The organism is Methylophaga sp. OBS1, from assembly GCF_026319365.1.
Window position 1 is genome coordinate 406,445 of sequence record NZ_JAPDMS010000002.1, and the last position, 25,616, is coordinate 432,060.

Genomic DNA, 25,616 nt, shown 5'->3' on the forward strand with positions numbered 1-25,616 from the left:
ATGTCAGCACTCAGAGAAATTTTAGATTCATACAGAACAGCAGCGGTAACAGAGCGTGAGAAAGGGACTTACTTTGAAGAGTTAATGATCTGCTACCTTAGAAATGAGGCAAGTTACCGAGATTTATACAGTGAAGTTTGGACATATGCTGATTGGGCAAAAAGCCAGGGTCTAGATGGTCGTGATACAGGAATCGATCTTGTTGCTAAAACTGCAGGCACGGATGAATATCACGCTATTCAATGTAAGTTGTACGCAGAAGATTACAAATTACAAAAGCGGGATATTGATAGCTTTTTTACTGCATCAGGTAAAAAACCATTTACACATAGGATAATTGTCAGCACGACAAATCATTGGTCAGAACATGCTGAAGAGGCTATTCGTGACCAACAACCCCCCGTGAGTAAAATTGATCTCCATGATCTAGAAAATAGTCAGATTGACTGGTCCACATATCAATATAAAGCCATCCCTGAATTAAAGCCCAAATTTCCCCTAAGACCACATCAGGAAACTGCATTAAACTCCGTCAAGCGAGGCCTAGAGAATGCCGATAGAGGCAAGCTGATTATGGCTTGTGGTACAGGCAAGACTTTTACCAGTTTGAAAATTGCAGAGGAGTTGGCTGGCAAAGGTAAGCGAGTATTGTTTTTAGTCCCAAGTCTGTCTTTGCTATCCCAAACTCTGACAGAGTGGACACAACAAAGCACAACGCTATTGCATAGCTTTGCGGTATGTTCAGATAGTGATGTAGGGAAAAAACGTAAGCAATCTGACGATACCGTTCAGACCTTCACCCATGAGCTACGCTACCCATCGACTACAGAGCCATCTCGACTCGCCAGTGAGATTGATAAGCGACATGATGCTCAGCATATGAGTGTTGTCTTCAGCACCTATCATTCGATAGACGTTATTAGCAAAGCGCAGCATGAGCATGACCTTGGCGACTTTGATCTGATCATTTGTGATGAGGCACACCGGACTACAGGCGCAACCTTTGATGATGAAGACGAGAGTGCTTTTGTCCGTGTGCATGATAACTCTTATATCAGAGCTAAAAAGCGCCTTTATATGACGGCCACTCCTCGCATTTATGGTGAAGTCGCGAAAGAAATTGAAGGCGTGACCTTATGTTCCATGGATAATGAAAAGCTCTATGGTAAAGATCTCTATGTAATCACCTTCTCTGAGGCTGTAAAACGGGGTCTATTGGTAGATTACAAGGTAATCGTGCTATCCATCGAGGAAAGCCATGTAAGCCGTCGAATCCAGTCTTTACTCAAGGATGAAGACAATCAATTGAAGGTTGATGATGCGGCCAAGATCATCGGTTGTTGGAAGGCCTTATCAAAACAAGGCCTGGAAGAGGACTTAAAGCTCGACGCTAATGCTATGAAGAGGGCAGTAGCCTTCTGTCAGGTAATCGAACTCAGCAAAGGCTCACGTACTCACAAAGTGAGCTCGAAACAAATTGCCAACATGTTCCAGGCTGTTGTTGATGCCTACCAAGAGTCAGACGAAGAAGCAGCCTCCTATAAGCTCAAATGTCAGAGTGAGCATGTAGACGGCAGCATGAATGCGAGTGAGAAAGAGGCCAAGCTAGAGTGGTTGAAAGCAGAGCCACCAGAAGAAACATGCCGCATTCTAAGTAATGTCCGCTGCCTCTCTGAGGGGGTAGATGTTCCCGCGCTCGATGCTGTGCTTTTCCTTACTCCCAGAAACTCCCAAGTTGATGTTGTTCAGTCCGTTGGTCGTGTCATGCGTAACGCGCCGGGTAAAGAACGTGGGTATGTGATCATGCCTGTGGTTATTCCCGCAGGAGTAGAAGCACACGAAGCATTGAACGATAACAAAACATACAGAGTAGTGTGGCAGGTCTTGCAGGCTCTACGCTCCCATGATGATCGCTTTGATGCGATGGTCAATAAGCTGGATTTGATTGGCCAAGACACCAGTAAGATGGAAGTTGTGGCCATTACTGACAAAGTAGAAAAGAAACAGAAAAAAACCAAAGGCAAAACCAAACGGCAAACAGGGCAAGGAGGCTTTAACATTGGGACCAAAACCAAAAAGCCTCAACAAGATCAAGGCGAACTGCAATTTGAGATTGGTGAAGTAGAAAAGGCTATATATGCCAAGTTGGTTCAGAAAGTAGGTAATCGCGGCCATTGGGAAGAGTGGGCGAATGACATTGCCAAGATCGCTCGAACACACATAGACCGCATTAGAGGCATTCTCGAAAACGCTGATAACAAGGAAGAGCGAGCGGCCTTCGAGGCTTTTGCTGAAGAGCTTCGTGATGATCTGAATGACAGCATCAACGATGAAGAAATTATCGAAATGCTGGCACAGCACTTAGTGACTAAACCTGTATTTGATGCACTTTTTGAAGGCTACAGTTTTGCTGAGCAAAACCCGATGTCTCAGGCCATGCAATCGGTATTAGATGCATTACATGATCATCACATCGGCAAAGAAGCAGAAACCCTTCAGGCCTTCTATGAAAGTGTAAAACTCAGAGCCGAAGGGATTGATAACGCAGCAGGCAAACAAAAGATTGTCGTTGAACTGTATGACAAGTTCTTCCGAAACGCTTTTCCACGCATGACAGAGCGTTTAGGTATTGTGTATACCCCAGTCGAAGTTGTGGACTTCATCATCCACAGTGTAAACGACGTGCTGCAATCAGAGTTTGGCCAAACTCTGGGTGGCAAAGGGGTTCATATCATTGACCCATTTACAGGTACAGGCTCATTTATTACTCGCTTGATGCAGAGCGGCTTGATTGATGCTGATGAGCTCAGGCATAAGTATGGTGGTGAGATTCATGCCAATGAGATTGTTTTATTGGCCTATTACATTGCAGCCATCAACATTGAAGCCGTGTACCACAGTATTATTGGTGGTGAATATCGTCCTTTCGAAGGGATCTGTTTAACGGATACCTTCCAGATGTATGAAAAAGAAGACTTAGTTGATGTGCTTTTAGAGGACAATAGTGCTCGAAGGAAGCGTCAAAAAGCCCTGGATATTAAAGTAATAATTGGTAATCCACCCTATTCAGCAGGACAAAAAAAAGCTGGGGATGGAACTGAAGCGATCAAGTACGATGGACTTGATAGAAGAATATCTGAGACTTATGTGGCTAACTCCTCAAAAGCAGGGGGTAAAAGAGCCTCATATAATTCGTTTGTGAGAGCGATCAGGTGGGCATCTGATCGAATAGGTGATTCTGGAGTAATTGGCTTTGTGGTCAGTGCCAGTTTTATTGAGAGCGTGGCTGCGGACGGAATGAGAAAATGTCTGCATGAAGAGTTTGATCAGATTTACATATTTAATCTTAGGGGTAATCAACGGACATCTGGTGAGGAGTCCAGAAAGGAAGGCGGGAAAATCTTTGATTCGGGTAGTAGAGAGCCGGCGGCTATTTGTTTGTTTGTTAAAAATAAGCAAGCGAAAGCCGAAAAGTTTTTGAAATATAAAGAGCTTGGCGACTATTTGAAGAGAGAGGAAAAACTTGAATTAATTAGAGAGTATGGAAGCATTTCTTCAATAGATTTCATGAGTATTTTGCCAGATGAACATGGTGACTGGATCAGCCAAAGAGATGATTCATTTGAGCAGCACATGACTTTGGGATCTAAACAAAAAGATAGTAGCAGCAAAATTTTTAAGCTCTACTCAAATGGAGTTGTAAGTAGTAGGGATGCATGGGTTTTTAATTATTCAAAATCGGAATTATTAAATAACTGTAAGCGGATGATCAGTTTTTTTAATGATGAGATTGATAGATATAAACAAGCACTCAACAATTCGAAAGAAAGCATTGATCCTCAAAAATTTGTAACCCATGATCAATCGCAAATTAGTTGGGGCGGATCAAGTTGGATACCTGTCTTTAAACGACTAGAAAAACAGTTGTTAGAACCGAAAGACTTAGGAATCTCTCTTTATAGGCCGTATACCAAGTTGTGGCACTACGGATCGAAGGTTTTCAATCACAGCTTCTATTCAATGAAGTCTATTTTTCCAGAAAAGCAGTGTGAAAATATAGTCATATGCGTAACAGGTAGAGGAGCTAACAAAGGATTCTCAGCTCTAGCCTCTAATTTGCTTCCCGACTTGGAGATGATAGCCAAGGGGCAATGCTTCCCACTATACCTCTACGAGGAGACTAGAAATAAATCTCGGAAAGATTTGATAATAGAGGGTGGCCAAGTCCAGGGCTCATTATTTGATGAGCCTCATGGAGAATTATTTGAACATTCACGCGTGCAATCTCAAGAGAAAGTCTATAAGCGGAAAGATGCTCTGACAGATGAGGGCTTGAGCTACTTCCAGTCCAGATATTCAGATGAGCGGATCACGAAAGAGGACCTTTTCTACTATATCTATGGTCTGCTTCACTCGGAGGATTATCGTGATCGTTTTGCTGATAATTTAAGCAAGGAGTTACCAAGAATCCCTACTGTAAAAAAAGTAGAAGATTTCTGGGCTTTCTCAAAAGCAGGACGTGATCTCGCCAAACTTCATTTGAACTACGAAACTGTTGAGCCTTATTCAGCAAAAGTTACTGGAGGTGGCGAGGCTGAAAATTACCGTGTTGAGAAAATGAAATACGGTAAAAATAAAGACAAAACGACCCTGCATTACAACAACAAGATAACGGTAACGGGTATTCCTTTGGAGGCCTACGACTATGTGGTCAACGGTAAACCTGCCTTGGATTGGGTAGTGGAAAGACAGTCCGTAAAGACAGACAAGGCAAGCGATATCGTCAATGATGCTAATGACTGGGCTATCGAGACCATGGATAATCCCCGTTATCCGTTAGAGCTGTTCTTAAGGGTCATTACTGTCAGCTTGGAAACGATGAAGATCGTTAGATCGCTACCACCTCTAGATATTTGAGCATGAGTTATGAAAGAGCGATATTTCAGAGAAATAGGATCTTTCTGGGGATTGGTTGATCCTCTGACTGTTGAGCAGGTAGCTGCATTGATGGCCGGTGAAGAACCAAACACAGTCGTTTTTTCAAATGATGAAGCTGCATACTTCAGAGATCCAGAGAGTGGAGTTACGGAAAGCAACGGTATTTCCCGGGTAAATACTGCATACAAAGCATTGATAAGAGCTATATCAAGCGGGAAGCTCGAAGCGGCGCTTTTCTATGATTCACGACCATTTACTGAAGCAGACTTTCAGGCTCTGATAGCTCAAGTAGAGAGTGGATACAGTAAGCCAAACCCTGACTTTTTGGCAGGTGATGATGAAAGGCATGAAAATGGCGCATTCATCAAGTTAAATCCAAACTGGTCAAAAACGACTGTCAAGTTTGATGATATTTCAGCCTGGCTAAGAAATCGAGGCATTAAAGATGGGTTCTTTTTCCCACAGAAAGCGGCTACTGTTGCATACCTCGATCCCAATCATCCTCGTTACTCTGGAAGGTTAGCTGCAGCTATCAGAGCTTGGGAGGCCATGGAAGATCAAAATTTGATGTCCGGTAAGTCACCAAAAGCCGCAATGGCTGACTGGTTGAACCAAAACTGTAAAGAATTTGGACTAGTCTACAATGGTAACGTGAGCAATGAAGCTATCGAGCGTGTTTCTTACGTAGCTAATTGGCAGACTGAAGGGGGATCCCCTAAGACACCTACTGATAAACCTGCCATCCTCTAAACCGTTGCTAATAAATGGTTTGCATAAACTAGCCTCCAAATCCTATTCACTCATAAGTTTATAACCTACCCCCCCCTCCCACCACTTTTGGGGGTAGGTTTATTGCAACCTTCCCAGCTATTTATTCACAAGAAAAAATTCAAGAATACAGCCGTTTTCCGGAGCAAGCCGGAGAGCACTACCTTCTTCTGGAGTACGTGAATAATGGCAAACAAACTAAGTGAATCTATTCGAATCCTTCGTCGTAAACAGCTTGAAAACAAAACTGGGCTATCACGCTCAGGAATTTACGCGAAATTGAAACCTAACCCTAAAAGACCTGGAGACTTCGACCCGAGTTTTCCCAAGCCCATATCTGTTGGAGCAAAAGCTGTTGGATGGATTGAGTCTGAGATTGATGCTTGGCTTGAACAGCAAATCAAAAACAGTCGGGGAGCTTGAGGGAGAGATGATGTTGATGAACAGTATGGGAGAGCACCGCTGCCACGGTGATCTCCCCAAATCAGGCTTACAAATAGATTCCTGGATAGAAATCCTAAGAGCATTATCTCATATACCGGCTGATCTGCCTCGTGATGAATGGTTAAAAGTCACCGCGGCATGGAAGTCAGCGGGTGGGGATTTCGATACATGGAATGCATGGAGCAGCACAGGAATAAGTTACCACCCCAGGGACGCTAAATCAGTATGGAATAGCTTATCTGTTGATGGGGCTATTGGGCTAGGAACCCTGTTTTTCTTTGCCAAGCAATATGGGTATAACGCACCAACAGGAACACCAAATATTTTTATACCCTCGACTGCTATCAACAGTAACGATACTCCCAAGCATGAGGCCAATCTAAGGGCAAGGGAAACAGCTGAGTCGATACTTGATGATTGTGAATATGCTACTGCTGATCATCCCTATCTGAAGTCAAAATTTATAGAGCCCAGGTTAATGCCATGGCGTGATAAACAGAACCGGTTGGTTCTGCCTGTTATGGATATTGCTGGAGACATACATAGCTTGCAGTTCATCAGTGAGGCAGGTCAGAAACAATTTCTGGCTGGTGGAGCTATTACAGGCCATTTCTATCAAATTTGGTCAGGTAATAACGCCATTGTAATCTGTGAAGGCTACGCGACAGGGGTAACGCTCTATAGCCATTACACACCAGACTGTAGTGTTGTCGTAGCATTTAATGCAGGCAATTTGAAACCAGTTGCGGAAGTGCTGAGAAAGGCTTATCCCGAGACGAGGATTATTATTGCTGGTGATAACGATAAATCAGGAGCAGGACAAAAAGCAGCCAATGAAGCAGCACTTTTGGTGAGAGCCCAGGTCAGTATCCCGACATTTTTATCTCATGAGGCTGGTAGTGATTGGAATGATTATTGGCTGAACCAATTAGGTGAGGTAGCTGCATGAATGCTTTTGATGAAAGCCTATCGATGCCAATCGGTCATGAGTTGGGTAGACCAAACCCCATTGCTACTAAAGTCCCTGATGTTCTGCCAATGCTGCCGGAGCTTATTCCTGAGTCTCTGAGGGCGTGGCTTACTGATGTTAGTTATAGGATGCAAACCCCAGCAGACTTCGCCACTGTGTCAGCGATTGTTGTGATAAGCAGTGTGATTGGAAGCGGATGTGCGGTCAGGCCCAAACAATGTGATGACTGGGAGGTGATTCCCAATGTCTGGGGTGCGTGTATAGGGAGGCCTTCGGTTGTCCTCAAGTCGCCAAGCATGTCCGAGCCCATGGGTTTGCTAGACAAAGTGCAAGCTATATACGGTGAAGAGTTTGAGTTGAAGACGTCTGAATTTGAAGCAGATAAATTGTTTCATGATGCTGCACTGAAGGACATTGAAAAGCGCCTAACTGATTTAGCAAAAGGTAAAGGCAAAACGGGCATTATAGACCCAGATTTGGTTGCAGCTTTGAAGCATGAATACGCTCAGATGAAAAAATCTGAGAACCCAGAGCCATCTCGTCGTTTATTCAAAACGAACGAAACCAGCATCCAGGCGATGACCTTGCTGCAAAACGAAAATGAAGGTGGAGTTCTTGTCTTTCGTGATGAGCTTACTGGACTGCTCGCTCGGTGGGATAGGGAGGATCATGCTGATGAGCGGGCTTATTATCTTGAAGGCTGGAATGGCAATGGTAGCTATACCGATATAAAAATCACGCGAGGCCTGACTGATGCCAAGAATATCTGCATCAGCCTATTGGGAGGTATTCAGCCAGATAAGTTGAAGCGTTATCTTTATCAGGCTTTGAAAGGTAACAATGATGGCCTTATGCAACGCCTTCAGCTTGCAGTTTATCCTGATGTGCCAAAGGGATGGGTTCTGGTGGATAGCAAGCCCAATAGGGAGCAAAAGCAACGTGTTTATGATTTGCTGCTGAAGTTAGCCGAAATGGACTTTTGCCAATGCGGGGCAACTCAGGATGATTATGATGGGCGTCCTTATTTTCGCTTCGATAGCGATGCACAATCAATATTCAATGATTGGCTCACTGAGTTGCAAACTAAAAAAATCGAGAATGAGGATAACCCCCTCATGCTTGAGCATCTCGGAAAATACCGCTCGTTAATGCCAAGCCTCGCAATGATTTTTCACTGTATTGAGTTGGCTGATGGAAAAGTCACAGGGGATATTTCAGCGTCATCCGCAGAATTAGCAGTCGAATGGTGCAATTATCTTGAAAGTCATGCCAGGCGTATTTACGCAATGGCAGAGAGTCCAGAACATGAAGCTGCAATGACATTGTCGAAGAAGATCATTCAAAAGCTATTGCCCGATCGGTTCACTGCGAAGACTGTTTATGACAAACAGTGGCATGGACTAAAAGATCGTCAGCAAGTTGAGGCTGCATGCGAGATCTTAATGGATGAGAACTGGCTTAGTGTTGAGATTAGAACGATCGGAAAGATGGGTGGTAGACCGCCATTGCCTGAATATTCAATTAACCCGGCAGTTTTCTTTTCATAGCATACTACCACCAGCTAAACTGGCTAAAGACCCTTTAGCTGGTTTGGCTGGTATGAGCTCCATCACTTTTGTAGGGAATAAAGTAATGACGAAGGAAAATAAAGCCTCGACTGGCCCATCATCAGCTCCATCTTTTGAAAAGATACTGGCCGAGTTGGATAACTATCAGCTAGATGCTGGGATAACTAAAGGCGATTTTTCCTTCAATGAAGAGCAATTGAATGAACTCCGGGAAGAGGCCATAAGCATTGTTAAAGGGATTAATTTGGAACGATTATCCTGGGATGATGCTTGGAGCGGCTGCTACCCAGAAGAACCATCCGATGAAGACGTAAATGCTGAGTTCGAAGCACTTAAAGTAAAGGCTTATAGGATTCTCTCTGGTAATGCTTATATTTCGGAAGAATATTCTAACTGGACTGAGCATAGGAGAATGATGGCCCTAGAGTTTTGTGAGACCTTCAATATATGGAAATAATCAAGCTATCGGACAGATACGCGCACGCGCGCGAGGGAAGCCCGGAAAAACGTCCGAACATAAGGCATTGTATGAAAGCGTTTGGAGGCAAAAGGTGACAAAAAGCATTACTGTCATATCAGGTGGTCAAACTGGCGTAGATCGGGGAGCGCTCGATGCTGCTCTTTCTCTAGGGGCTGAAATAGATGGCTGGTGCCCCAAAGATGGCCAAGCAGAAGATGGGCCCTTGGATCCTAGGTATGTTCTGAAGAGACATCATTCGCAGGGATATCGTGGACGCACAGTTGCTAACGTAGAAGACTCGGATGCAACCATAATTATTTACTGGGGCGAACCCAAAACTGGTACGAGAGAGACACTGAAGATCTGTCTGAAAAAGAACAAGCCCTTCAAGTTGATTGATGCCGAGCTGGTTGCTCCAGTAAAAGCTGCTGAAGTGGTTTATAGTTTTATTAATGCTCATAGAGCAAATCGGGTCAATTTCGCGGGTCCTAGCGCAAAAAAAATGCCTCAAGGCTATAAGTACAGTTATGAGCTAACTGCAAAACTAACTCATATGACGGAGTCATTCGGTGTATAAGTTTGATTATTGAGCGTTCAATTAAAAATTTAACCGCATTGAACTTCTATAAGATTTTGACATCTTAATTGCACTTATGAGAGATTTGATTTATGTGACGAGATTGTTAGATAATACTCGGCATTTTACTTGTAGGCTTTATAACGCAAGATTTTGTGTGCTGTATTCACATGGAGGAAGAAATGCGGGGAGCGGCCGACAATAGACATATGAAACAACATACACAGAATAAATTTACTGACGAAAAGCAAGCTCAGATCCGTGAGGTATTAGAGCGTGCTCGTGAGGTTGCATCTGATCTTCAGCGTCAACGCTCTGTTGACAGAGATACACTGTTAAAGCCATACACTCTATAGTTTTGTTTAGAAGCTATGCTAGGCAAGGATGACTAGTGTTTGAGGTTCACAAATACTCGATCGACAATCTTGTCGCAATACTGTCAGCTCACACTGAGGCTTCAACTCAGACTGTACTCAACAAATCACATACAACATTTCTAGATGGCTATTTTGGCAACATTGGTGCGAAAACTATTGTTTGTGAAACTGAATATGTTGATCATGACTACTTAGAAGACTTCATAAAGTATTATGTCCGCTGTTTTCAAGGATATAACCGGCGATGTGCGAGATTACATTTTTTTAGAAATACTTTCGAACACGCAAGCTTCAATAGTCTAATAACCTCTCCTGAAAATACTGAAAACGAGTTAACTCCCAAAATTCTTCAAGATAATTATCTTGGGTTTATAGTCCTAAAGCCGTTGCCAAGGACTATTATAGGGAGAACTTGCTTGACGATATATCCACACGATAATAGACGCTATTTCCCGATTACACGCGAGTACAGTGCCAACTTATTTGGCATGGAGCTACGCGTAAAACACAGTCTAGCTTATCAAGAGCAAGATACTGTGGTGGCAGCATGCGCAACCAGTGCTTTATGGTCAGCTTTTCAAGGTACTGGAATTTTATTTCACCACAAAATACCCTCACCCTCTGAAATCACAGATTCAGCTACTGAAACTTTGACCAGAAACAGTAGAGCTTTTCCATCGAATGGATTAGATGCGATTGAGATGGCTAGAGCTATTAAAAATGTTGGGCTTGAACCTTATCACGTAGCAGCGGGAAATGAGCATATTACTATCGGGACTATATATGCTTACCTCAAGGCAAAAATACCAATAATTCTAGGTTTTTGGATCGTTGATGATCATCAGCAGTTTATTGGTAAACACGCTGTTGCAGTCACTGGTTACAGTCTGAATGATGCGGCTCATCCCAAAAGTCTTCAAGGAGCAGACTTTAACTTGAAGGCCACGGCCATAGACAAACTTTATGTCCATGACGATCAAGTCGGACCATTCTCACGTATGTTAAATGACGGTCAATCGGTGAGGGTCAATAATGGTCAGCTGATAAAAGATGTCTGGTCTCTTTCTTCAGGTTATGGACAACCAACTATTAAAAATGCTAGAGCTGTCCCAGACTTACTTTTGGTTCCACTGAATCCGAAAATAAGAATACCTTTCAGTGAGATACATGACCTTGCGATTGAAATAGATTCACTTTTGAAGCAGATATTTGTTGGAAGAAATATTGTTTGGGACATTTTTGCATCAACAATCAATGAAATTAAAACGGATATTTTCAATAATTCAAGTGTGAGTGCTGCGGAAAGGAATCGTTTGTTACTTCAGTCAATGCCTAAGCATATATGGAAAGCTCAGGTCACTATCTCAGATCTAATTGCTTTTGATCTGTTATTTGATGCCACGGATATAGAGCAAGGTGATTCTTTTGTAGCATGTATCTGTTATGACAAAAATACATGTGATGAGGTAAAGCAGGGATTTTCTGACTCACTCTTCGATGAGGAGCAATTTGAGAGATTCCGCTCAATAATTGACTGGTTTAGAGCCATCTAAAGAACAGTCATGATCATGACTATTATCCGCTAAAACTGTTTACCAATATTGAATATTTGTGCCCAGAATTGTGCCCATTAGTGGCGGTAGAGCAGGCCATGGACAAGTATACAAAGGGTTTCAGGTTAATTTCCATTTTCTGCATCGCAATAAGTTTCTCATTACAGCTGGCCGCCCTAGTTTGACACTGCCTGCCAACTGACATAAGTTCAGTCAGTACTCGCTTTAGGAAAACGCTATGGAAACGCTGTCGCAATGGGTCTCCACCCTGTCTGGCTGGGTCTGGGGACCACCTATGTTGATCCTGCTGGTCGGCACCGGCGTCTATCTCACTTTCATACTCAAAGGCTTGCAGTTCCGGGCCCTGGGTCATGCTTTCAAACTTGTTTTTGACAGGGATCTCAAAGGACATGGCGATATCAGCCATTTTGCCGCGTTGACGACCGCACTTGCCGCCACGGTCGGTATCGGCAATATCGTCGGTGTAGCCACCGCCATTACGCTGGGTGGTCCCGGCGCTGTATTCTGGATGTGGGTGACCGGCCTGGTGGGCATGGCGACCAAATATGCCGAGGCGCTGCTGGCTGTAAAATACCGGGAACAGGGCGAGAATGGCATGCGCGGCGGGCCGATGTATTACATTTCCAAGGGCGCAGGTTTGCCCTGGCTGGGCTGGCTGTTTGCCGTGTTCACCGCCTGTGCCGCTTTCGGTATCGGCAATATGACTCAGGCCAACTCAGCGGCAGCGGTATTGAAAGAAGTCTTCGGTATGGCTGACTGGCTCACCGGCGGCATCCTGATGGCACTGACCGGCCTGGTACTCATCGGCGGGATTCGTTCGATTGGCCGTTTCACTTCGATGCTGGTCCCCTTCATGATTGTGACTTATCTGGGTGCGGCACTGGTGGTTATTGCCATGAATGCCAGTGAGGTGCCAGAGGCATTCGGTCTTATCTTCTGGCATGCCTTTAATCCCATCGCAGCCGGTGGTGGTTTTGCCGGCGCGGCAGTGGCAGCTGCGATTCGTTACGGGGTGGCTCGCGGCGTGTTTTCCAACGAATCCGGGCTGGGGTCAGCACCGATCGCCGCGGCGGCGGCCAGAACCGGCGACCCGGTCAAACAGGCGCTGGTATCCATGACCCAGACTTTTATTGATACCCTGGTTGTCTGCACTGCCACGGCACTGGTGATTCTCACCGCCGATGTCTGGCGCGAAGGGGTTAGTGCAGGCATTCTGACCAGTCTGAGTTTTGCGCAAACACTGGGTGAGACTGGGACGATAATCGTTGCTGTGGCAACGGCTTTGTTTGCTTTTTCCACCCTGATAGGCTGGAGCTATTATGGCGAGAAAGCGATTGAGTATCTGTTCAATGAACGCGCGATTATCGTGTTCCGGATGGTGTTTGTATTGGTGGTGATGGTCGGGGCCACCCGTGAGCTCAGCTTTGTCTGGAATTTTTCTGATTTGATGAACGGCCTCATGGCAATTCCCAACCTGATAGGTATTCTGTTGTTATCCGGCGTCGTCAGACAGGAAAGCCGACGTTATTTTGCGATAACAGCTGCTGAGGATCGTCAAAACATCACATAAGCTCGCTAAGCTGAGCTTTTGACCGCCGACAGGAGTTGTAATGTTACGTCTGTATCAGATTGAGCATGGATTGATTCAGGAAATCCCACTGGATGAGTCGCGGCTGGAGAGCCAGTTGCTGGCAGCGGACTGGATTGATGCGCTTGAACCGGACGAGCAGGAGCGTGCGTTACTGGCGAAACTGTTCAGTGATGAGCTGCCGGACGTCGATGATGTCGAGGAAATCGAAGCCTCGGCGCGCTGTTTTACCGATCAGGATGGTCTCCACCTGCATACCCTGTTTCTGGGCATGGCCGAAGGTCGCCATCATACGGTTTCAGTCGCCTTTGTACTGCAGCCCGAGCGACTGATCGCAATTCGCGACGGTGAACTCAGTGATTTCCGCCTGCTGAGAATGCGTGCCCGTCGCGGTCAGGTCAGCTGTGAAACACCGACGGAACTGCTGGTGACCCTGTTTGAGCAGAAAGTGGAAAACCACGCCGATAATATCGAGGATATTCATCATCAGCTGGAGCGGGTCAGCCACGCCGTGCTGGAAGATGAAGCCGCCGATCTTGAAGCCGCTATCAGTCAGCTGGCACGTCTGGAAGACAGTAACGGCAAAATCCGCCTGTGTCTGATGGATACCCAGCGTGATATCTCGTTTATGCTGCGGCATTTACGGGAGCCATCGCAGCAGCGCGATACGCTCTATGAAATCGGTCGCGATCTGGAAACACTGATGACCCACACCAGTTTCCTGTTCGACAAAATCAACTTTCTGATGGATTCAACCCAGGGTTTTATCAACATCCGTCAGGCGCAGATCATCAAAACCTTTTCGATTGCCGCTGTGGTCTTCCTGCCGCCAACGCTGATTGCCAGTATCTACGGCATGAATTTCGAGTTCATGCCTGAGCTTGACTGGCAATACGGCTATCCGCTGGCTATCGGTCTTATGGTGGCTGCGGGTATGGCGCCTTATTTCTATTTCAAGCGAAAAGGCTGGCTGTAATCACCGTTGCGATGATGCCGAAGCGATAAACCAAAAAGGAGAGAAATATGAGCAGACATTTTGACGAGGCCATGGGGCTGAGTGAAACCCACGATCCAGCCACCCATGACTTTGTGTTCAACCAAACCATGTTTCGGATTAAAGATCCCGAGCGCACGCTGAAATTTTACAGTGAAGTCATGGGCATGACCCTGGTTAAACGCTTTGATTTCCCGGCGATGGAATTCACGCTCTATTTTATGGCGGCTTTGTCACCGGAGCAGGCCGAAGCTATTTCTGAGGACAATGAAGAGAGAATCAAGCAGACCTTTGCCATGCCGGCGATGCTGGAACTGACCCATAACTGGGGCGATGAAGACAAGGACGAAGTCAGTTATCACAATGGCAACAGTGATCCGCGCGGTTTCGGCCATATTGGTTTCGCCGTGTCGGATATTGATGCGGCCTGCGAGCGTTTCGAGAAAATGGGGGTGCCGTTTGTGAAAAAGCCCAATGATGGAAAAATGAAGGGTATTGCTTTCATACAGGATCCGGATGGCTACTGGATCGAAATCTTTACCCCCGCGCGTCAGCCCGGGTTGTTGAAGGAACATCTGGCCTGACAGCCAGACAATAAAAAGGGGCGTAAAGCCCCTTTTTTCGTTGCCCGGTTCAGCCCTTGGGTCCAAGGAAGAACCAGATAATCAGGCCAACTAATGGGAACAGCAGCAAAATCAAAATCCACAATGCTTTAGCGCCGCCGCCGGCCGGACTGTTTGCTACCTTGATAATGGCCCAGATAACAATAATCAGCCAGATAAGACCTAATAACCCACCTACTTCTACTCCCATTATTCTCTCCTTGTTGTTGTGTAATGCAGTGCCAGATTAATAGAAATTTCTCATCAGAACAAACCTTTGAATTCACAGTTCTGCCGAATCAGCATAAAGGCCCCCACCCAATGCTTTAAACAGCGTTAACTGGTTTCGCAGTCGCTGTAGATCAATATCAATCAGGTTCAATTGACTGTTAATCGCGCTGCGCTGTGCATCCAGCACATCGAGATAGCTGTCAACGCCGGCATTGAAGCGGGACCGGGCGAGTGCCAGGCTGCGCTGTGTGGCCTTAGTCAGATCCTGCTGTGCTTTTAGCTGGTCATCCAGTGTGATCCGGGCCTCCATTTCATCGCGGACTTCTTTGAAGGCCTGCTGTATCACTTGCTGATACTGGGCAATAGTAATGTCTTTCTGTAATTCTGCGACATCCAGATTGGCCTGGTTCACACCCCAGTCCAGTAAAGGTAGCGTGAACTGTGGTGCAATCTGCCACTGGCGGCTGCCGCTGTCACTGAGCTGGGCCGGAGTACTGCCAGCAAGACCCAGACTGGCAGTCAGACTGATCCGTGGGAAAAAGGCGGCGCGTGCCGCACCGATATCGGCATTGGCCGACTTAATCTGATATTCCGCCTGCAATACATCGGGACGTGTCAACAGCACATCAGAAGCCAGGTCGACAGGTAAATCCTGCAACTGACCGATTTTTCCCCATTCAGACTGCCACTGGGATTTATCCAGGTTCTGTCCTGTTAACAGTTGGAGGCTGGTAAAGAACTGATTGGCCTGCTGGCGGTACTGCGCCTCAAGGATCCGAGCTTCATGCACGGCGGTTTCCGCCTGTCTCAGATCCAGCTCGGAGGCGAGGCCATTAGCAAAGCGTTTGTTTATTAGCTGATAACTCTCTTCACGTGCCTGTCGGGTTTCAGTTGCCAGTGCTGTCTGCGCTTCCGCGGCCTGCCAGCTGAACCAGCTGTCAGCCACTTCGGCAATCAGACTGAGCTGGGCACTGTCTCGTGCAGTGCGACTGGCAAAATATTGCTGCAGGGCGGATTCAGAAAGACTTTCAATTCGGCCGAAAAAGTCGATTTCCCAGCTGGTTATACCCAGGCCAACGCTGTACTGTTCAGTGATACCGCTTCTGCCTGCAAAACTCAGAGATTCGGGTGTCCGGCTACGGCTGGCTTCACCCTGAGCATCGACAGCAGGCAAGCGAGCCGCTCGCTGTATCCGATACTGCTGCTGCAGTTGCTGCACGCTCAGCGCGTCTACCTTTAGCGCTTGATTCTGCGTCAATGCCATCTCAATCAATTGTTGCAGTGCACTATCGCGGTAAAAGTCCTGCCAGCCGAGTTCGGCCACAACCATGCTGTCAGTATCGCTGTGTGTCTGTTGCGCCAGGTCAATAACCGGTTCCGGCCGCTGATAATCCGGGATCATTGAGCAGGCCGATGCAAGCAGCATCAGGCAGGCTGCTGCGCTGAGTCTGGTGATATTGTTCATGCCCTTATCTCCTCTGCGCTTTCACTGTCGTTTTGCTTGCGGCTGAGTCGCTCGGCCAGGCTGAAGACCACCACAAAGAAGACCGGAATGAAGAATACCGCCAGCACTGTCGCAGTAAAAATACCACCGAAGACGCCGGTGCCAATCGCATTTTGACTGGCGGAGCCGGCCCCGGCGGCAATCATCAGTGGTGTGACCCCCAGCATAAAGGTCAGTGAGGTCATCAGTATCGGTCGTAGCCGCATCCGCACTGCTTCCAGCGTCGCCTCGTTGAGAGACATGCCTTTCTCATAAAGAGATTTGGCGAACTCGACGATAAGTATCGCGTTTCTGGATGACAGGCCAATCGTCGTCAGCAGCCCAACCTGGAAAAACACATCATTGGACAGGTCGCGCAGCAAGGCAAAGAGAACGGCCCCCAACACCCCGAGTGGCACCACCAGCATGACCGAGAAGGGGACCGACCAGCTTTCATAAAGGGCGGCCAGGCAGAGGAAGACGACCAGAATCGACACGGCGTAGAGTAGCGGTGCTTGATCACCGGACTGGCGCTCCTGTAAAGACAGCCCGGTCCACTCGAAACCAATGCCTTCAGGTAACTGCGACACCAGTCTCTCCATAATCTGCATGGCAACGCCTGAGCTGACACCGGGCGCACCTTCACCCTGAATGTTGACAGAAGACACGCCATTGTAGCGCTCCAACCGGGGTGAGCCGTAAATCCAGCGACTTTCAGTCAACGAAGCCAGTGATACCATTTCATTGTTATCATTACGCACATACCATTCACCCACATCATCCGGCATCATCCGATAGGGTGCATCGCCCTGTACGTAGACACGTTTGATACGCCCTTGATCAATGAAGTCATTGACGTAGCTTGAGGCCCAGGCGGTGCTGAAGGTATTGTTGATATCGCTTAGATCGACGCCAAAGGCGGCTGCTTTGGTGTGATCGACATCCAGTTTGAATTGCGGTGTATCGTCCTGACCATTATGGCGAACGCCGGTCAGCATCGGCTCCTGCGCTGCCAGTTGCAGTAACTGACTGCGCGCATCCATCAGGGCCTTATGACCCAGTCCACCCAGATCCTGCAGTTGCATTTCAAAACCACTGGCGTTGCCCAGTTCACGGATAGGCGGGGGGGCAATAGCAAAAGCCATCGCATTTTTGAGGCCGGCAAAATACGCATTTGCTCTGGCTGCCACCTGCTGCACGTGCTGCTCGGGTTCTGTGCGCTCATTCCAGTCTTTCATATTGATAAAGGCAAGGCCGTTGTTCTGACCACGCCCCCCGAAGCTGAAGCCAATCACTGAGAATACTGACTCGACATTGTCTTTTTCCTGTTCCAGATAAAAGTCTTCGACTTTGTTCATTACCTCAATAGAGCGCTCCATCGATGCGTTGGGGGGTAACACCATCTGGTTGAACATCAGTCCCTGATCCTCTTCCGGCAGGAAAGAGCCGGGCAACCGGGTAAACAGAACCGCCAGTACCGCAACTATCACGACATAAATCAGCATATAACGGCCACTTCGACCAATCATGTGCTCAACACTGCGCTGATAGCTATGCGAAGCGCGGTTGAAATTGCGATTGAACCAGCCGAAAAAGCCTTTGCGATCCTCTGGTTCTTCATTACTAGGTTTGAGAAATGCTGCACACAGCGCGGGGGTTAGCGTCAGCGCCACCAGGACCGACAGAGCCATGGCGGAGACCACAGCAATCGAAAACTGTCGGTATATGACACCGGTGGAACCGCCGAAAAATGCCATCGGAATAAACACGGCCGATACCACCAGGGCAATACCGACTAAAGCGCCTGTGATCTGATCCATCGACTTACGTGTTGCCTCTCTGGGCGACAGGCGGTCTTCGTGCATGACCCGCTCTACGTTTTCCACTACCACAATGGCATCATCGACCAGCAAACCGATCGCCAGCACCATCGCGAACATGGTCAGCGTATTGATGGAATAACCGAAGGCATAGAGCACAGCGAATGTGCCTAAAAGCACGATCGGCACGGTGATGGTGGGAATCAGCGTAGCGCGGAAATTCTGCAGGAACAGATACATGACCAGGAATACCAGTACGATAGCTTCCAGCAGGGTGTGCACCACACTCTCAATCGACAGTTTGACAAAGGGGGTAGTGTCATAGGGATAGACGACTTCCAGCCCTTGCGGGAAGAAGTCGTCTAACTGGCTGATTCGCTCACGGACATTGGCTGCTGTGTCCAGCGCATTGGCGCCGGAGGCAAGGCTGATACCAATACCGGCAGCGGGTTGCTTGTTATATTCGGTTTCGTACTGGTAATTCTCACCGCCCAGTTCTACCCGGGCGACATCGCCCAGACGGACACGGGAACCATCCTGATTCACCCTGAGGATAATATTGCTGAACTCTTCCGGTGTTTCCAGCCGGGTCTGAACCACGATATTGGCATTGAACTGCTGATCAGCCACCGCGGGCGAACCGCCTAATTCACCGGCGGCAATCTGGGCATTCTGAGCGCGGATCGCCAGCACGACATCACCGGTAGTCAGCTTGTAATGATTGAGTTGCTGGGGATTGAGCCAGATCCGCATCGCATACTGTGAACCGAAGATTTGAATCCGGCCGACGCCGTTGACCCGGCTCAGCGGATCCTGAATGTTGGCGCCAACATAATCGGCGATATCGTAGCGATCCATACTACCGTCAGCAGATACAAAGCCCAGCACCATGAGAAAGCCGGTGCTGGATTTAGTCACGCGAATGCCCTGCTCCTGAACTTCCTGCGGCAGCAGCGGCATCGCAGACTGTAATTTGTTCTGAACCTGGACCTGGGCAATATCCGGGTCGGTGCCAGCCTCAAAGGTGATGGTAAGTTGACCGATGCCAGTGGAATCGCTGGTGGCTGACATGTACAACACATTGTCGATACCGGTCAGATTCTGCTCCAGAACCTGTATCACTGAATCTTCCACTGTCGCCGCTGAAGCACCCGGATAGGTGGTACGTATTTCCACCGAGGGCGGTGCTACTTCCGGGTATTGTGAGACCGGCAACTGAAAGATGGCCAGTAAGCCGGACAGCATGATCAGGATCGCGATAACCCAGGCAAAAACCGGACGATCAATAAAAAACCGCGCCATAATCAGTCTCCGCCTACTCGCGTTTGCTCAAGCTGTTGGTCAATGTTGACCCTGGCGCCTGGCGCGATTTTCTGCAGCCCGGCCACAATCACTTGATCACCGTCACTGAGTCCGGACTTGACCAGCCAGTGACCGTCAATCGCGCGACCCACATTCAGTTCGCGTGACGCGACCTTATTATTCTGAGTCACGACAAACGCGGTCGCTTTGCCTTCACGATTAAAGCTGACTGCTTTTTGCGGCGCCAGAATGGCTGCATCGATCTGGCCTTCGGTAATTTCTGCGCGGACAAACATGCCCGGCAGTAGCAGTTGATCCGGGTTGGGCATGATCGCCCGTAACACCACATCACCGGTAGAGGGATCGACATCGACCTCGGCAAATTGCAGCTTGCCCTTATGCGGGTAGACGCTGCCGTCTTCCAGAGTCAGTGTCACGGTGGGTGCTGACTGTTGGTTAATCTCGCGATCAATGACTTTTTTTCGCAGATCCAGCAGGGCACGGGAAGGCTGGGAGATATCGATATAAATCGGATCCAGTTGATGCAGGGTCGCCAACACCTCTGACTGCTGTGCCGTGACCAGTGCCCCTTCGGTGACATTGGACTTGCCGATGCGGCCTGAGATCGGCGCATTGACACGGGTGTAATCGAGGTTGGTCTGGGCAGTTTTGAGCATCGCCCGGCGAACTTGTATTTCGGCTTCGGCCTGCTGGAAAGTCGCCAGTGCGTCATCATACTCCTGGCGGCTGATAGCATTATCATCGAGCAGATTCTGATAACGACTTTTCCGTGCTTCGGCGGTTTTCAGAGCGGCTTCGGCGCGGGCAAGCTCGGCGCGGGCATTAGCCAGTTCCGCCTCAAACAAGGCAGGATCAATCTGATACAGTTGCTGGCCGGCTTCAATTTGTGAGCCTTCCTCAAACAGGCGCTTTTCGATGATGCCGCTCACCTGTGGTCTGACATCAGCTTTACGGTAGGCCACGGTGCGGGCCGGCAATGAACTGGTCAGGGTGACCGCCTGTGGCGCCAGTGTCATCACATTCACCGCCGCTGGCGGCCGCTTTTGTGTGCTGGACTGCGTTTCAGCCTGCTGTTCGCAGCCGGAGAGTAGTAAAGCCCCCAGCAACGTCATCAGCAGGGGCATTCTCAAACTAAAAGTCATTGCATTCTCCTAATTCCGGACCTGCTCGGCACCGGTAGCAATTGCATCCCAGGATGCATCCATAATCTGATTCAACTGTGTCTGATCCACCTGTATTACGCCCAACAATTGCTGACTGGCCATGTACATATAGGGTTCAAAACTCAGGCTGCCGAGCACATCATCAGGTAAGTCCTTGATCAGCTTCTGCCTCCGACCTTCTGCAAACAGGTCGCGCAGGGGCTGGAACTGCTGCCAGGCAGCCTGACGTTGGCTGCGTAAGATCTCGGTGGGCAGGTGATCAAACTGTGCCTTGCTGAGGGTAATTGCGCGGTTATTGATGCAGAAATGCCAAATATTGGCGCAAATTCGCTGATAGCGTTGTTTTAGGGATAAGGCACCATCGTGATCGGCAAAAGCGGCTTCGGCAAAGGCTTCGATAATGCGACTGTGCAGTTCGGCAATGAGCGCTTCACGGTCCTTGAAATAGAGGTAGATCGTCCCGGTCGCAACACCGGCCCGGTTGGCCAGCTGCTTCATCGAAAAACCATGAAAGCCATTGCTCGATAGCATTTCCAGCGTCGCCTGCAGTATTAATTCCTGTTTGTCCTTGGGGGAGGGCTGCGTCATAGTAGACTCAAAATGAATGAACGTTCATTCATTTTAGGGGGCCAGCACTTTAATGTAAACAGCGGTGATGGACGTTGATTAGTTTTGCTGAATTTTGTCGACGACTTGCTTGAGCCGTGTTTTTTCAGCATTCAGCTGGAGTGCTATTTCAGCGCGCTCATAAGCCAGTCTGGAATGGAGCTCAACCTGCTCTGCAAAACAGTCGGGACAGAGGCGCTTGAGCGCCAGCAGGGTCCGCTGCAGACGAAGCTGAATCTCGATCATGCCGGCACCATCACGGGCAATCGGCAAAAACACATCTTCAAACAGTCCTTCCAGTTGAATTTCTGAAACGCGAACATGGGGATAGACGATTTTTTCGTCATCATCTTCTATGCGTACATGCTCTCGCCAGGGTGATAACAGCCGTACCGTGCGGCTGATCACATCAATGGCTGTACCCGGATCATTGACGGCAGGCGACAACGCACGGGAAGCGATCTCTGCCAGCACGGAAAGACCGAAACGGGGATCCTGATCAAAGGAGCGTTCATTGCCCACGGTAAAGGCGGAACGGACTGCATTTTCAATCTCTTCAGTGAGTTCACCTTCAAAACTGGCGATGGCTTCTGCCGGATGAATAAATTGACCGGGCTCGGTCAGCACTGAAATTTCAGAATCATACTGCTCACCGTAGTGATTGAGTCTGCTGATATCAATATGCTGTATATAACCGGTCTGCGCCGGATAGATCTGCCTGTCAAAGTAGTTGGGCAGCTTGTCCCAGTCGAGTCGGCGTGCCCCCAGACAGGGGTAATCGATGCGTTGTTGTATTGCTCGACTGGCGGCTTCCTCAACCCGGTTGGTGGTCTCACCCAGCCGGCCCAGCATCGATAGATGTTCAATCCAGCGCAACATGGTCACCACAATAATCACTACCACGCCGATAGTGACGGCAAACAGGATCAAGCGGCCGTTATCACCATAGAGATCGGTACTGAGGGCAATAATGCCGACCAGACTGAACAGGAAGGAGCCGATAAAGGTCGCCAGCACATTCTGCGTGGTCGAGTCCTGACGTACCAGTTTGGTGGCGCGGGGTGTTGCGCTGGAACTGGCAGCCGTATAAGCAGAGACCATCACGCTCAGCGAGAAGGTGGTCACGGCCAGCATGCTGGAAGCCAGGATATTGAGGATCTGGCCGACAGATTCGGCACCGATACTGAAGGGGAAGGGGTCTTTGATAAAGAGCTCGACCGGGATGGCAATCAATGCGGTGAATACCGCCAGTAAGGCGAACAGCGCTGAACGCAGCCATAACTTTCTACCCAGCTGGGTTAACAGCCATTGCCATTTGGAAAACATCAGTCTCTCCGTCTGCGACCTGAATCAAGCATAACCAACCATGGCCTGACACACAATTTGCTGGCAGCTGGCACAAAAAAACCGGTGAGGTCAGGCCGCACCGGTTTATTGTCTGTTGTCAGACCGGGTATCAGGGTGAGAATGAGGAACCACAGCCGCAGGTCGTGGTGGCATTCGGGTTACGGATGACAAACTGTGAACCTTCAATGCCATCAGTAAAGTCAATCTCCGCGCCAACCAGATACTGGTAGCTGGCAGGGTCAATCAGCAGGGTGACACCGCCTTTTTCAACCTGGGTGTCTTCTTCGCTGACGTCTTCTTCAAAAGTAAAGCCATACTGGAAGCCGGAGCAGCCACCGCCAGTGATGAATACGCGCAGTTTCAGTTGATCGTTGCCTTCTTCAGCGATCAATTCGCTGACCTTAGCTGCCGCTGCCTCGGTAAAGATAATAGGGCTGGGCATTTCGCTGGTCATATAGTCACTCCAAAATTAGCTTAGTTACTGGTCAAATATTATCCAAATTCTGACTAAATTAGTCAAGATTTAGGCAAAATCAATCAGGATTCTGCTTTCTGTTCCAGATGAAATTCGGCACCTTCTTCAAACACTTCATGCTCCAATTGCAGGATATCGGTGTCTTCTTCCTGGGCACGGATTAAGTGACCGTTCACTTCACTTCCCATCGCCATCTCCAGCAAACGGTAGTAGAGATTACCGTTAATGCGGGCTTTGGGTGCCAGTTCCACATGGTTGGACACAAACACATTGCCATTGACCTGGCCGTTAATGATGATATTGGGCACCCGGATTTCGCCATCAATACTGCCGTGATCACTAAGCGTCAGCACCGAGGTGTCATCACCGGTAGCATTGATATTGCCTTCAATGGAGCCGTCAACGCGCAGGCCACCACTGAAACTGATGTCGCCTCTGATATGTGTGTGCCGACCGATCAAAGTATCAATGCGACTGGTCGATTTCTTTTTCTTGGCTTTATTTTTGTTGAACATGATTTACCTCATGATGCCGGGGAGGTGGTGACTTCCCACTTGAATGTCCGCTCGGTCAGGGTTTTATCGGACTGTCTCAGCATGACCCGAATACTGTCCGGTGTTTCATTCTCTGCTAATTTCAATGTGCCTTCAAGCACTTGCACATGCCGTATATTGAGCGCCTGGGTCTCCACCAGTCGCGACTGGGCTTCACCGTCTCCTTTCAGATTCAGTGTAATCAGTACATCACCTTTAATGGACTTGGTGATTCGCTTACCCTGAGTCAGAACAATCCGGTACAGATAGGCTGTGGCGTCGTCAGTGACAGCCCGAAGATGCAGTTCACGCACCTGTAATTCACTGCTGGCATCGCCTTGAGTGATATTTTGATAGAACAGCAGTTCCTTATTGAGTTCGATCACCCTGTCCTGCAATAACTGCAATTCCGTCTGCAATTGCGAATCAGTAGCCTGCTGCAGCGCCTGCATTTGATTGATGTCCATCAGTTGCTCCTGCAACTGGCGGTTCTCTTCTGTTAACCGCTGATTCTCCGCCAGCATCTGTTGATGCTGAGACTTCAACCCTGACAGGTTTTGAAGTTGTTTCTGCTGCCATTGCTGACCCCAGAACAGAATCGCTGCAGCAGTCAGCACAATACCCAACACCGCCAGCACAAGGCAGCGATAGGGGCGCCGGTGATGAATAACGTAGGGACGATCCAGCATCAGGGCATGGTCGCGATAACGTTAATGCCGGTAGTTTCGTTCAGACCGAACATGATATTCATGTTATGTATCGCCTGACCCGAGGCACCTTTGACCAGATTGTCGATAACTGACAGCACCACCACGGTATCGCTGCCCTGTGGCTGATGTACCGCAAGACGACAGACATTGGAGCCGTTCACACTGCGGGTTTCCGGCATACTGCCTGCCGGCATCACATCGACAAACGGCTCATCGCGGTAGCGATCTTCAAATAAAGTCTGTAGATCCGCGTCCTGATTAAGTCTGCCGTACAGCGTGGCATGAATACCCCGTACCATCGGGACCAGATGGGGGATAAAAGTCAGATCCACGTCTTCACCGCAATGGGCGGACAGTATTTCTTTGATCTCCGGCAGATGTCGATGACCGGAAACGCCGTAAGCCTTGAAGCTGCCACTGGTTTCCGCCATCAGCATCGGAATAACGGCTTTGCGGCCGGCACCGCTGACACCGGTTTTGGCATCGGCGATAAGCTGTTTGGGATTAATCAGGCCGGCTTCCAGCAGGGGCAGGAAACCCAGTTCCGTCGCGGTGGGATAACAGCCGGGCACAGCCACAAGCTGGGCTGTGCGAATCTGATCACGGTTGAGTTCCGGCAGCCCGTAAACAGCTTTGTCGAACAGTTCCGGACAGGTATGCGGCGTGTTGTACCATTGTTCCCAGACGGCCTGGTCTTTGAGACGAAAGTCGGCTGACAGATCTATCACCCGGGTATCGCGTTTGATCAACTCCGGCACCAGCGCCATAGCCACAGTATGGGGAGTGGCGAAAAACACCACGTCGCATTGGGCCAGCACGGCCGGGTCGGGCTCACTGAAAGTCAGATCGATATGGCCACGCAGGTTGGGGAATAATTCACTGACCGCCATGCCAGCCTCACTGCGCGAAGTGATGACTTCCAGCGATACTTCTGGATGGTTGGCTAATAGTCTCAGCAATTCCACGCCGGTGTAACCGGTGCCGCCAACAATTCCGACTTTGATCATGCTTTGCTCTGTCGTTGCTCTAGAAACCGACAGTATACCCAAATTATGCTGGCCTGCA

21 protein-coding genes are annotated in these 25,616 nt (G+C 48.6%); 11 read left to right on the forward strand and 10 right to left on the reverse strand.

Annotation, left to right across the window (positions count from 1 at the left end):
• The 11 genes from OMQ46_RS08715 (at nt 1) to gloA (ending at nt 14,842) form a co-directional block, all read left to right on the forward strand.
• Nucleotides 1–4,917, forward strand: coding sequence for a DEAD/DEAH box helicase (locus OMQ46_RS08715; protein ID WP_266236365.1), 4,917 nt, complete (start codon nt 1–3; stop codon nt 4,915–4,917).
• Nucleotides 4,918–4,926: 9 nt separating this feature from the next.
• Entirely contained in the window at nt 4,927–5,688 is a 762-nt protein-coding gene (locus OMQ46_RS08720) for a hypothetical protein (RefSeq protein WP_266236366.1), read from the forward strand.
• 204 nt (nt 5,689–5,892) lie between these two features.
• A complete protein-coding gene (locus OMQ46_RS08725; RefSeq protein ID WP_266236367.1) occupies nt 5,893–6,129 on the forward strand; it encodes a helix-turn-helix transcriptional regulator in 237 nt (78 codons plus the stop codon).
• Nucleotides 6,130–6,136: 7 nt separating this feature from the next.
• Complete coding sequence (locus OMQ46_RS08730) at nt 6,137–7,099, forward strand: toprim domain-containing protein (protein ID WP_266236368.1); 963 nt, start codon at nt 6,137–6,139, stop codon at nt 7,097–7,099.
• Nucleotides 7,096–8,667 carry a YfjI family protein gene (locus OMQ46_RS08735; RefSeq protein WP_266236369.1) on the forward strand — a complete coding sequence of 524 codons (1,572 nt, stop codon included), beginning with the start codon at nt 7,096–7,098 and terminating at the stop codon, nt 8,665–8,667. Before OMQ46_RS08730 ends, OMQ46_RS08735 begins: the two co-directional genes overlap by 4 nt.
• On the forward strand, nt 8,612–9,145 hold the full coding sequence (locus tag OMQ46_RS08740) for a hypothetical protein (protein WP_266236370.1): 534 nt from the start codon (nt 8,612–8,614) through the stop codon (nt 9,143–9,145). Before OMQ46_RS08735 ends, OMQ46_RS08740 begins: the two co-directional genes overlap by 56 nt.
• A 94-nt stretch (nt 9,146–9,239) precedes the next feature.
• Nucleotides 9,240–9,725 carry a putative molybdenum carrier protein gene (locus OMQ46_RS08745; RefSeq protein WP_266236371.1) on the forward strand — a complete coding sequence of 162 codons (486 nt, stop codon included), beginning with the start codon at nt 9,240–9,242 and terminating at the stop codon, nt 9,723–9,725.
• Nucleotides 9,726–10,116: 391 nt separating this feature from the next.
• Nucleotides 10,117–11,655, forward strand: coding sequence for a hypothetical protein (locus tag OMQ46_RS08750; protein ID WP_266236372.1), 1,539 nt, complete (start codon nt 10,117–10,119; stop codon nt 11,653–11,655).
• 238 nt (nt 11,656–11,893) lie between these two features.
• Entirely contained in the window at nt 11,894–13,246 is a 1,353-nt protein-coding gene (locus tag OMQ46_RS08755; protein ID WP_266236373.1) for an alanine/glycine:cation symporter family protein, read from the forward strand.
• Nucleotides 13,247–13,286: 40 nt separating this feature from the next.
• Nucleotides 13,287–14,240, forward strand: a complete 954-nt coding sequence (gene corA, locus OMQ46_RS08760) for a magnesium/cobalt transporter CorA (RefSeq protein ID WP_266236374.1) — start codon at nt 13,287–13,289, stop codon at nt 14,238–14,240.
• Nucleotides 14,241–14,287: 47 nt separating this feature from the next.
• The gene (gene gloA, locus OMQ46_RS08765) at nt 14,288–14,842 is read left to right on the forward strand and encodes a lactoylglutathione lyase (RefSeq protein WP_266236375.1); all 555 of its coding nucleotides are present in this window, start codon (nt 14,288–14,290) and stop codon (nt 14,840–14,842) included.
• A 49-nt stretch (nt 14,843–14,891) separates the two neighbouring features.
• On the opposite strand, the gene OMQ46_RS08770 is transcribed toward gloA, so the two are convergent.
• From OMQ46_RS08770 to argC, 10 genes are all read right to left on the reverse strand, one after another.
• The gene (locus tag OMQ46_RS08770; protein ID WP_266236376.1) at nt 14,892–15,071 is read right to left on the reverse strand and encodes a PLDc N-terminal domain-containing protein; all 180 of its coding nucleotides are present in this window, start codon (nt 15,069–15,071) and stop codon (nt 14,892–14,894) included.
• Nucleotides 15,072–15,143: 72 nt separating this feature from the next.
• Complete coding sequence (locus OMQ46_RS08775; RefSeq protein ID WP_266236377.1) at nt 15,144–16,556, reverse strand: efflux transporter outer membrane subunit; 1,413 nt, start codon at nt 16,554–16,556, stop codon at nt 15,144–15,146.
• A complete protein-coding gene (locus OMQ46_RS08780; protein WP_266236378.1) occupies nt 16,553–19,696 on the reverse strand; it encodes an efflux RND transporter permease subunit in 3,144 nt (1,047 codons plus the stop codon). Before OMQ46_RS08780 ends, OMQ46_RS08775 begins: the two co-directional genes overlap by 4 nt.
• 2 nt (nt 19,697–19,698) lie before the next feature.
• Nucleotides 19,699–20,859 (reverse strand): efflux RND transporter periplasmic adaptor subunit, encoded by a 1,161-nt coding sequence (locus tag OMQ46_RS08785; protein WP_266236379.1) that lies wholly within the window; start codon nt 20,857–20,859, stop codon nt 19,699–19,701.
• A gap of 9 nt (nt 20,860–20,868) precedes the next feature.
• Nucleotides 20,869–21,468, reverse strand: a complete 600-nt coding sequence (locus OMQ46_RS08790; protein ID WP_266236380.1) for a TetR/AcrR family transcriptional regulator — start codon at nt 21,466–21,468, stop codon at nt 20,869–20,871.
• 78 nt (nt 21,469–21,546) lie between these two features.
• Nucleotides 21,547–22,812: a DUF2254 domain-containing protein gene (locus OMQ46_RS08795; protein ID WP_266236381.1), complete on the reverse strand. Its 1,266-nt coding sequence runs from the start codon at nt 22,810–22,812 to the stop codon at nt 21,547–21,549.
• 130 nt (nt 22,813–22,942) lie between these two features.
• Nucleotides 22,943–23,287, reverse strand: a complete 345-nt coding sequence (erpA, locus tag OMQ46_RS08800) for an iron-sulfur cluster insertion protein ErpA (protein WP_266236382.1) — start codon at nt 23,285–23,287, stop codon at nt 22,943–22,945.
• Between the two features lie 83 nt (nt 23,288–23,370).
• The gene (locus tag OMQ46_RS08805; protein ID WP_266236383.1) at nt 23,371–23,823 is read right to left on the reverse strand and encodes a bactofilin family protein; all 453 of its coding nucleotides are present in this window, start codon (nt 23,821–23,823) and stop codon (nt 23,371–23,373) included.
• Between the two features lie 8 nt (nt 23,824–23,831).
• Entirely contained in the window at nt 23,832–24,530 is a 699-nt protein-coding gene (locus OMQ46_RS08810; protein ID WP_266236384.1) for a DUF6776 family protein, read from the reverse strand.
• Nucleotides 24,530–25,558 (reverse strand): N-acetyl-gamma-glutamyl-phosphate reductase, encoded by a 1,029-nt coding sequence (argC, locus tag OMQ46_RS08815; protein WP_266236385.1) that lies wholly within the window; start codon nt 25,556–25,558, stop codon nt 24,530–24,532. Before argC ends, OMQ46_RS08810 begins: the two co-directional genes overlap by 1 nt.
• Between the last annotated feature and the right edge of the window lie 58 nt (nt 25,559–25,616).

What these genes read in the sequence shown, in the direction of transcription:
- OMQ46_RS08715 (WP_266236365.1), top strand. Translation starts at nt 1, where the DNA reads ATGTCAGCACTCAGAGAAATTTTAGATTCATACAGAACAGCAGCGGTA.
- OMQ46_RS08720 (WP_266236366.1), top strand. Translation starts at nt 4,927, where the DNA reads ATGAAAGAGCGATATTTCAGAGAAATAGGATCTTTCTGGGGATTGGTT.
- OMQ46_RS08725 (WP_266236367.1), top strand. Translation starts at nt 5,893, where the DNA reads ATGGCAAACAAACTAAGTGAATCTATTCGAATCCTTCGTCGTAAACAG.
- OMQ46_RS08730 (WP_266236368.1), top strand. Translation starts at nt 6,137, where the DNA reads ATGATGTTGATGAACAGTATGGGAGAGCACCGCTGCCACGGTGATCTC.
- OMQ46_RS08735 (WP_266236369.1), top strand. Translation starts at nt 7,096, where the DNA reads ATGAATGCTTTTGATGAAAGCCTATCGATGCCAATCGGTCATGAGTTG.
- OMQ46_RS08755 (WP_266236373.1), top strand. Translation starts at nt 11,894, where the DNA reads ATGGAAACGCTGTCGCAATGGGTCTCCACCCTGTCTGGCTGGGTCTGG.
- corA (WP_266236374.1), top strand. Translation starts at nt 13,287, where the DNA reads ATGTTACGTCTGTATCAGATTGAGCATGGATTGATTCAGGAAATCCCA.
- gloA (WP_266236375.1), top strand. Translation starts at nt 14,288, where the DNA reads ATGAGCAGACATTTTGACGAGGCCATGGGGCTGAGTGAAACCCACGAT.
- OMQ46_RS08770 (WP_266236376.1), bottom strand. Translation starts at nt 15,071, where the DNA reads ATGGGAGTAGAAGTAGGTGGGTTATTAGGTCTTATCTGGCTGATTATT.
- OMQ46_RS08775 (WP_266236377.1), bottom strand. Translation starts at nt 16,556, where the DNA reads ATGAACAATATCACCAGACTCAGCGCAGCAGCCTGCCTGATGCTGCTT.
- OMQ46_RS08780 (WP_266236378.1), bottom strand. Translation starts at nt 19,696, where the DNA reads ATGGCGCGGTTTTTTATTGATCGTCCGGTTTTTGCCTGGGTTATCGCG.
- OMQ46_RS08785 (WP_266236379.1), bottom strand. Translation starts at nt 20,859, where the DNA reads ATGACTTTTAGTTTGAGAATGCCCCTGCTGATGACGTTGCTGGGGGCT.
- OMQ46_RS08790 (WP_266236380.1), bottom strand. Translation starts at nt 21,468, where the DNA reads ATGACGCAGCCCTCCCCCAAGGACAAACAGGAATTAATACTGCAGGCG.
- OMQ46_RS08795 (WP_266236381.1), bottom strand. Translation starts at nt 22,812, where the DNA reads ATGTTTTCCAAATGGCAATGGCTGTTAACCCAGCTGGGTAGAAAGTTA.
- erpA (WP_266236382.1), bottom strand. Translation starts at nt 23,287, where the DNA reads ATGACCAGCGAAATGCCCAGCCCTATTATCTTTACCGAGGCAGCGGCA.
- OMQ46_RS08805 (WP_266236383.1), bottom strand. Translation starts at nt 23,823, where the DNA reads ATGTTCAACAAAAATAAAGCCAAGAAAAAGAAATCGACCAGTCGCATT.
- OMQ46_RS08810 (WP_266236384.1), bottom strand. Translation starts at nt 24,530, where the DNA reads ATGCTGGATCGTCCCTACGTTATTCATCACCGGCGCCCCTATCGCTGC.
- argC (WP_266236385.1), bottom strand. Translation starts at nt 25,558, where the DNA reads ATGATCAAAGTCGGAATTGTTGGCGGCACCGGTTACACCGGCGTGGAA.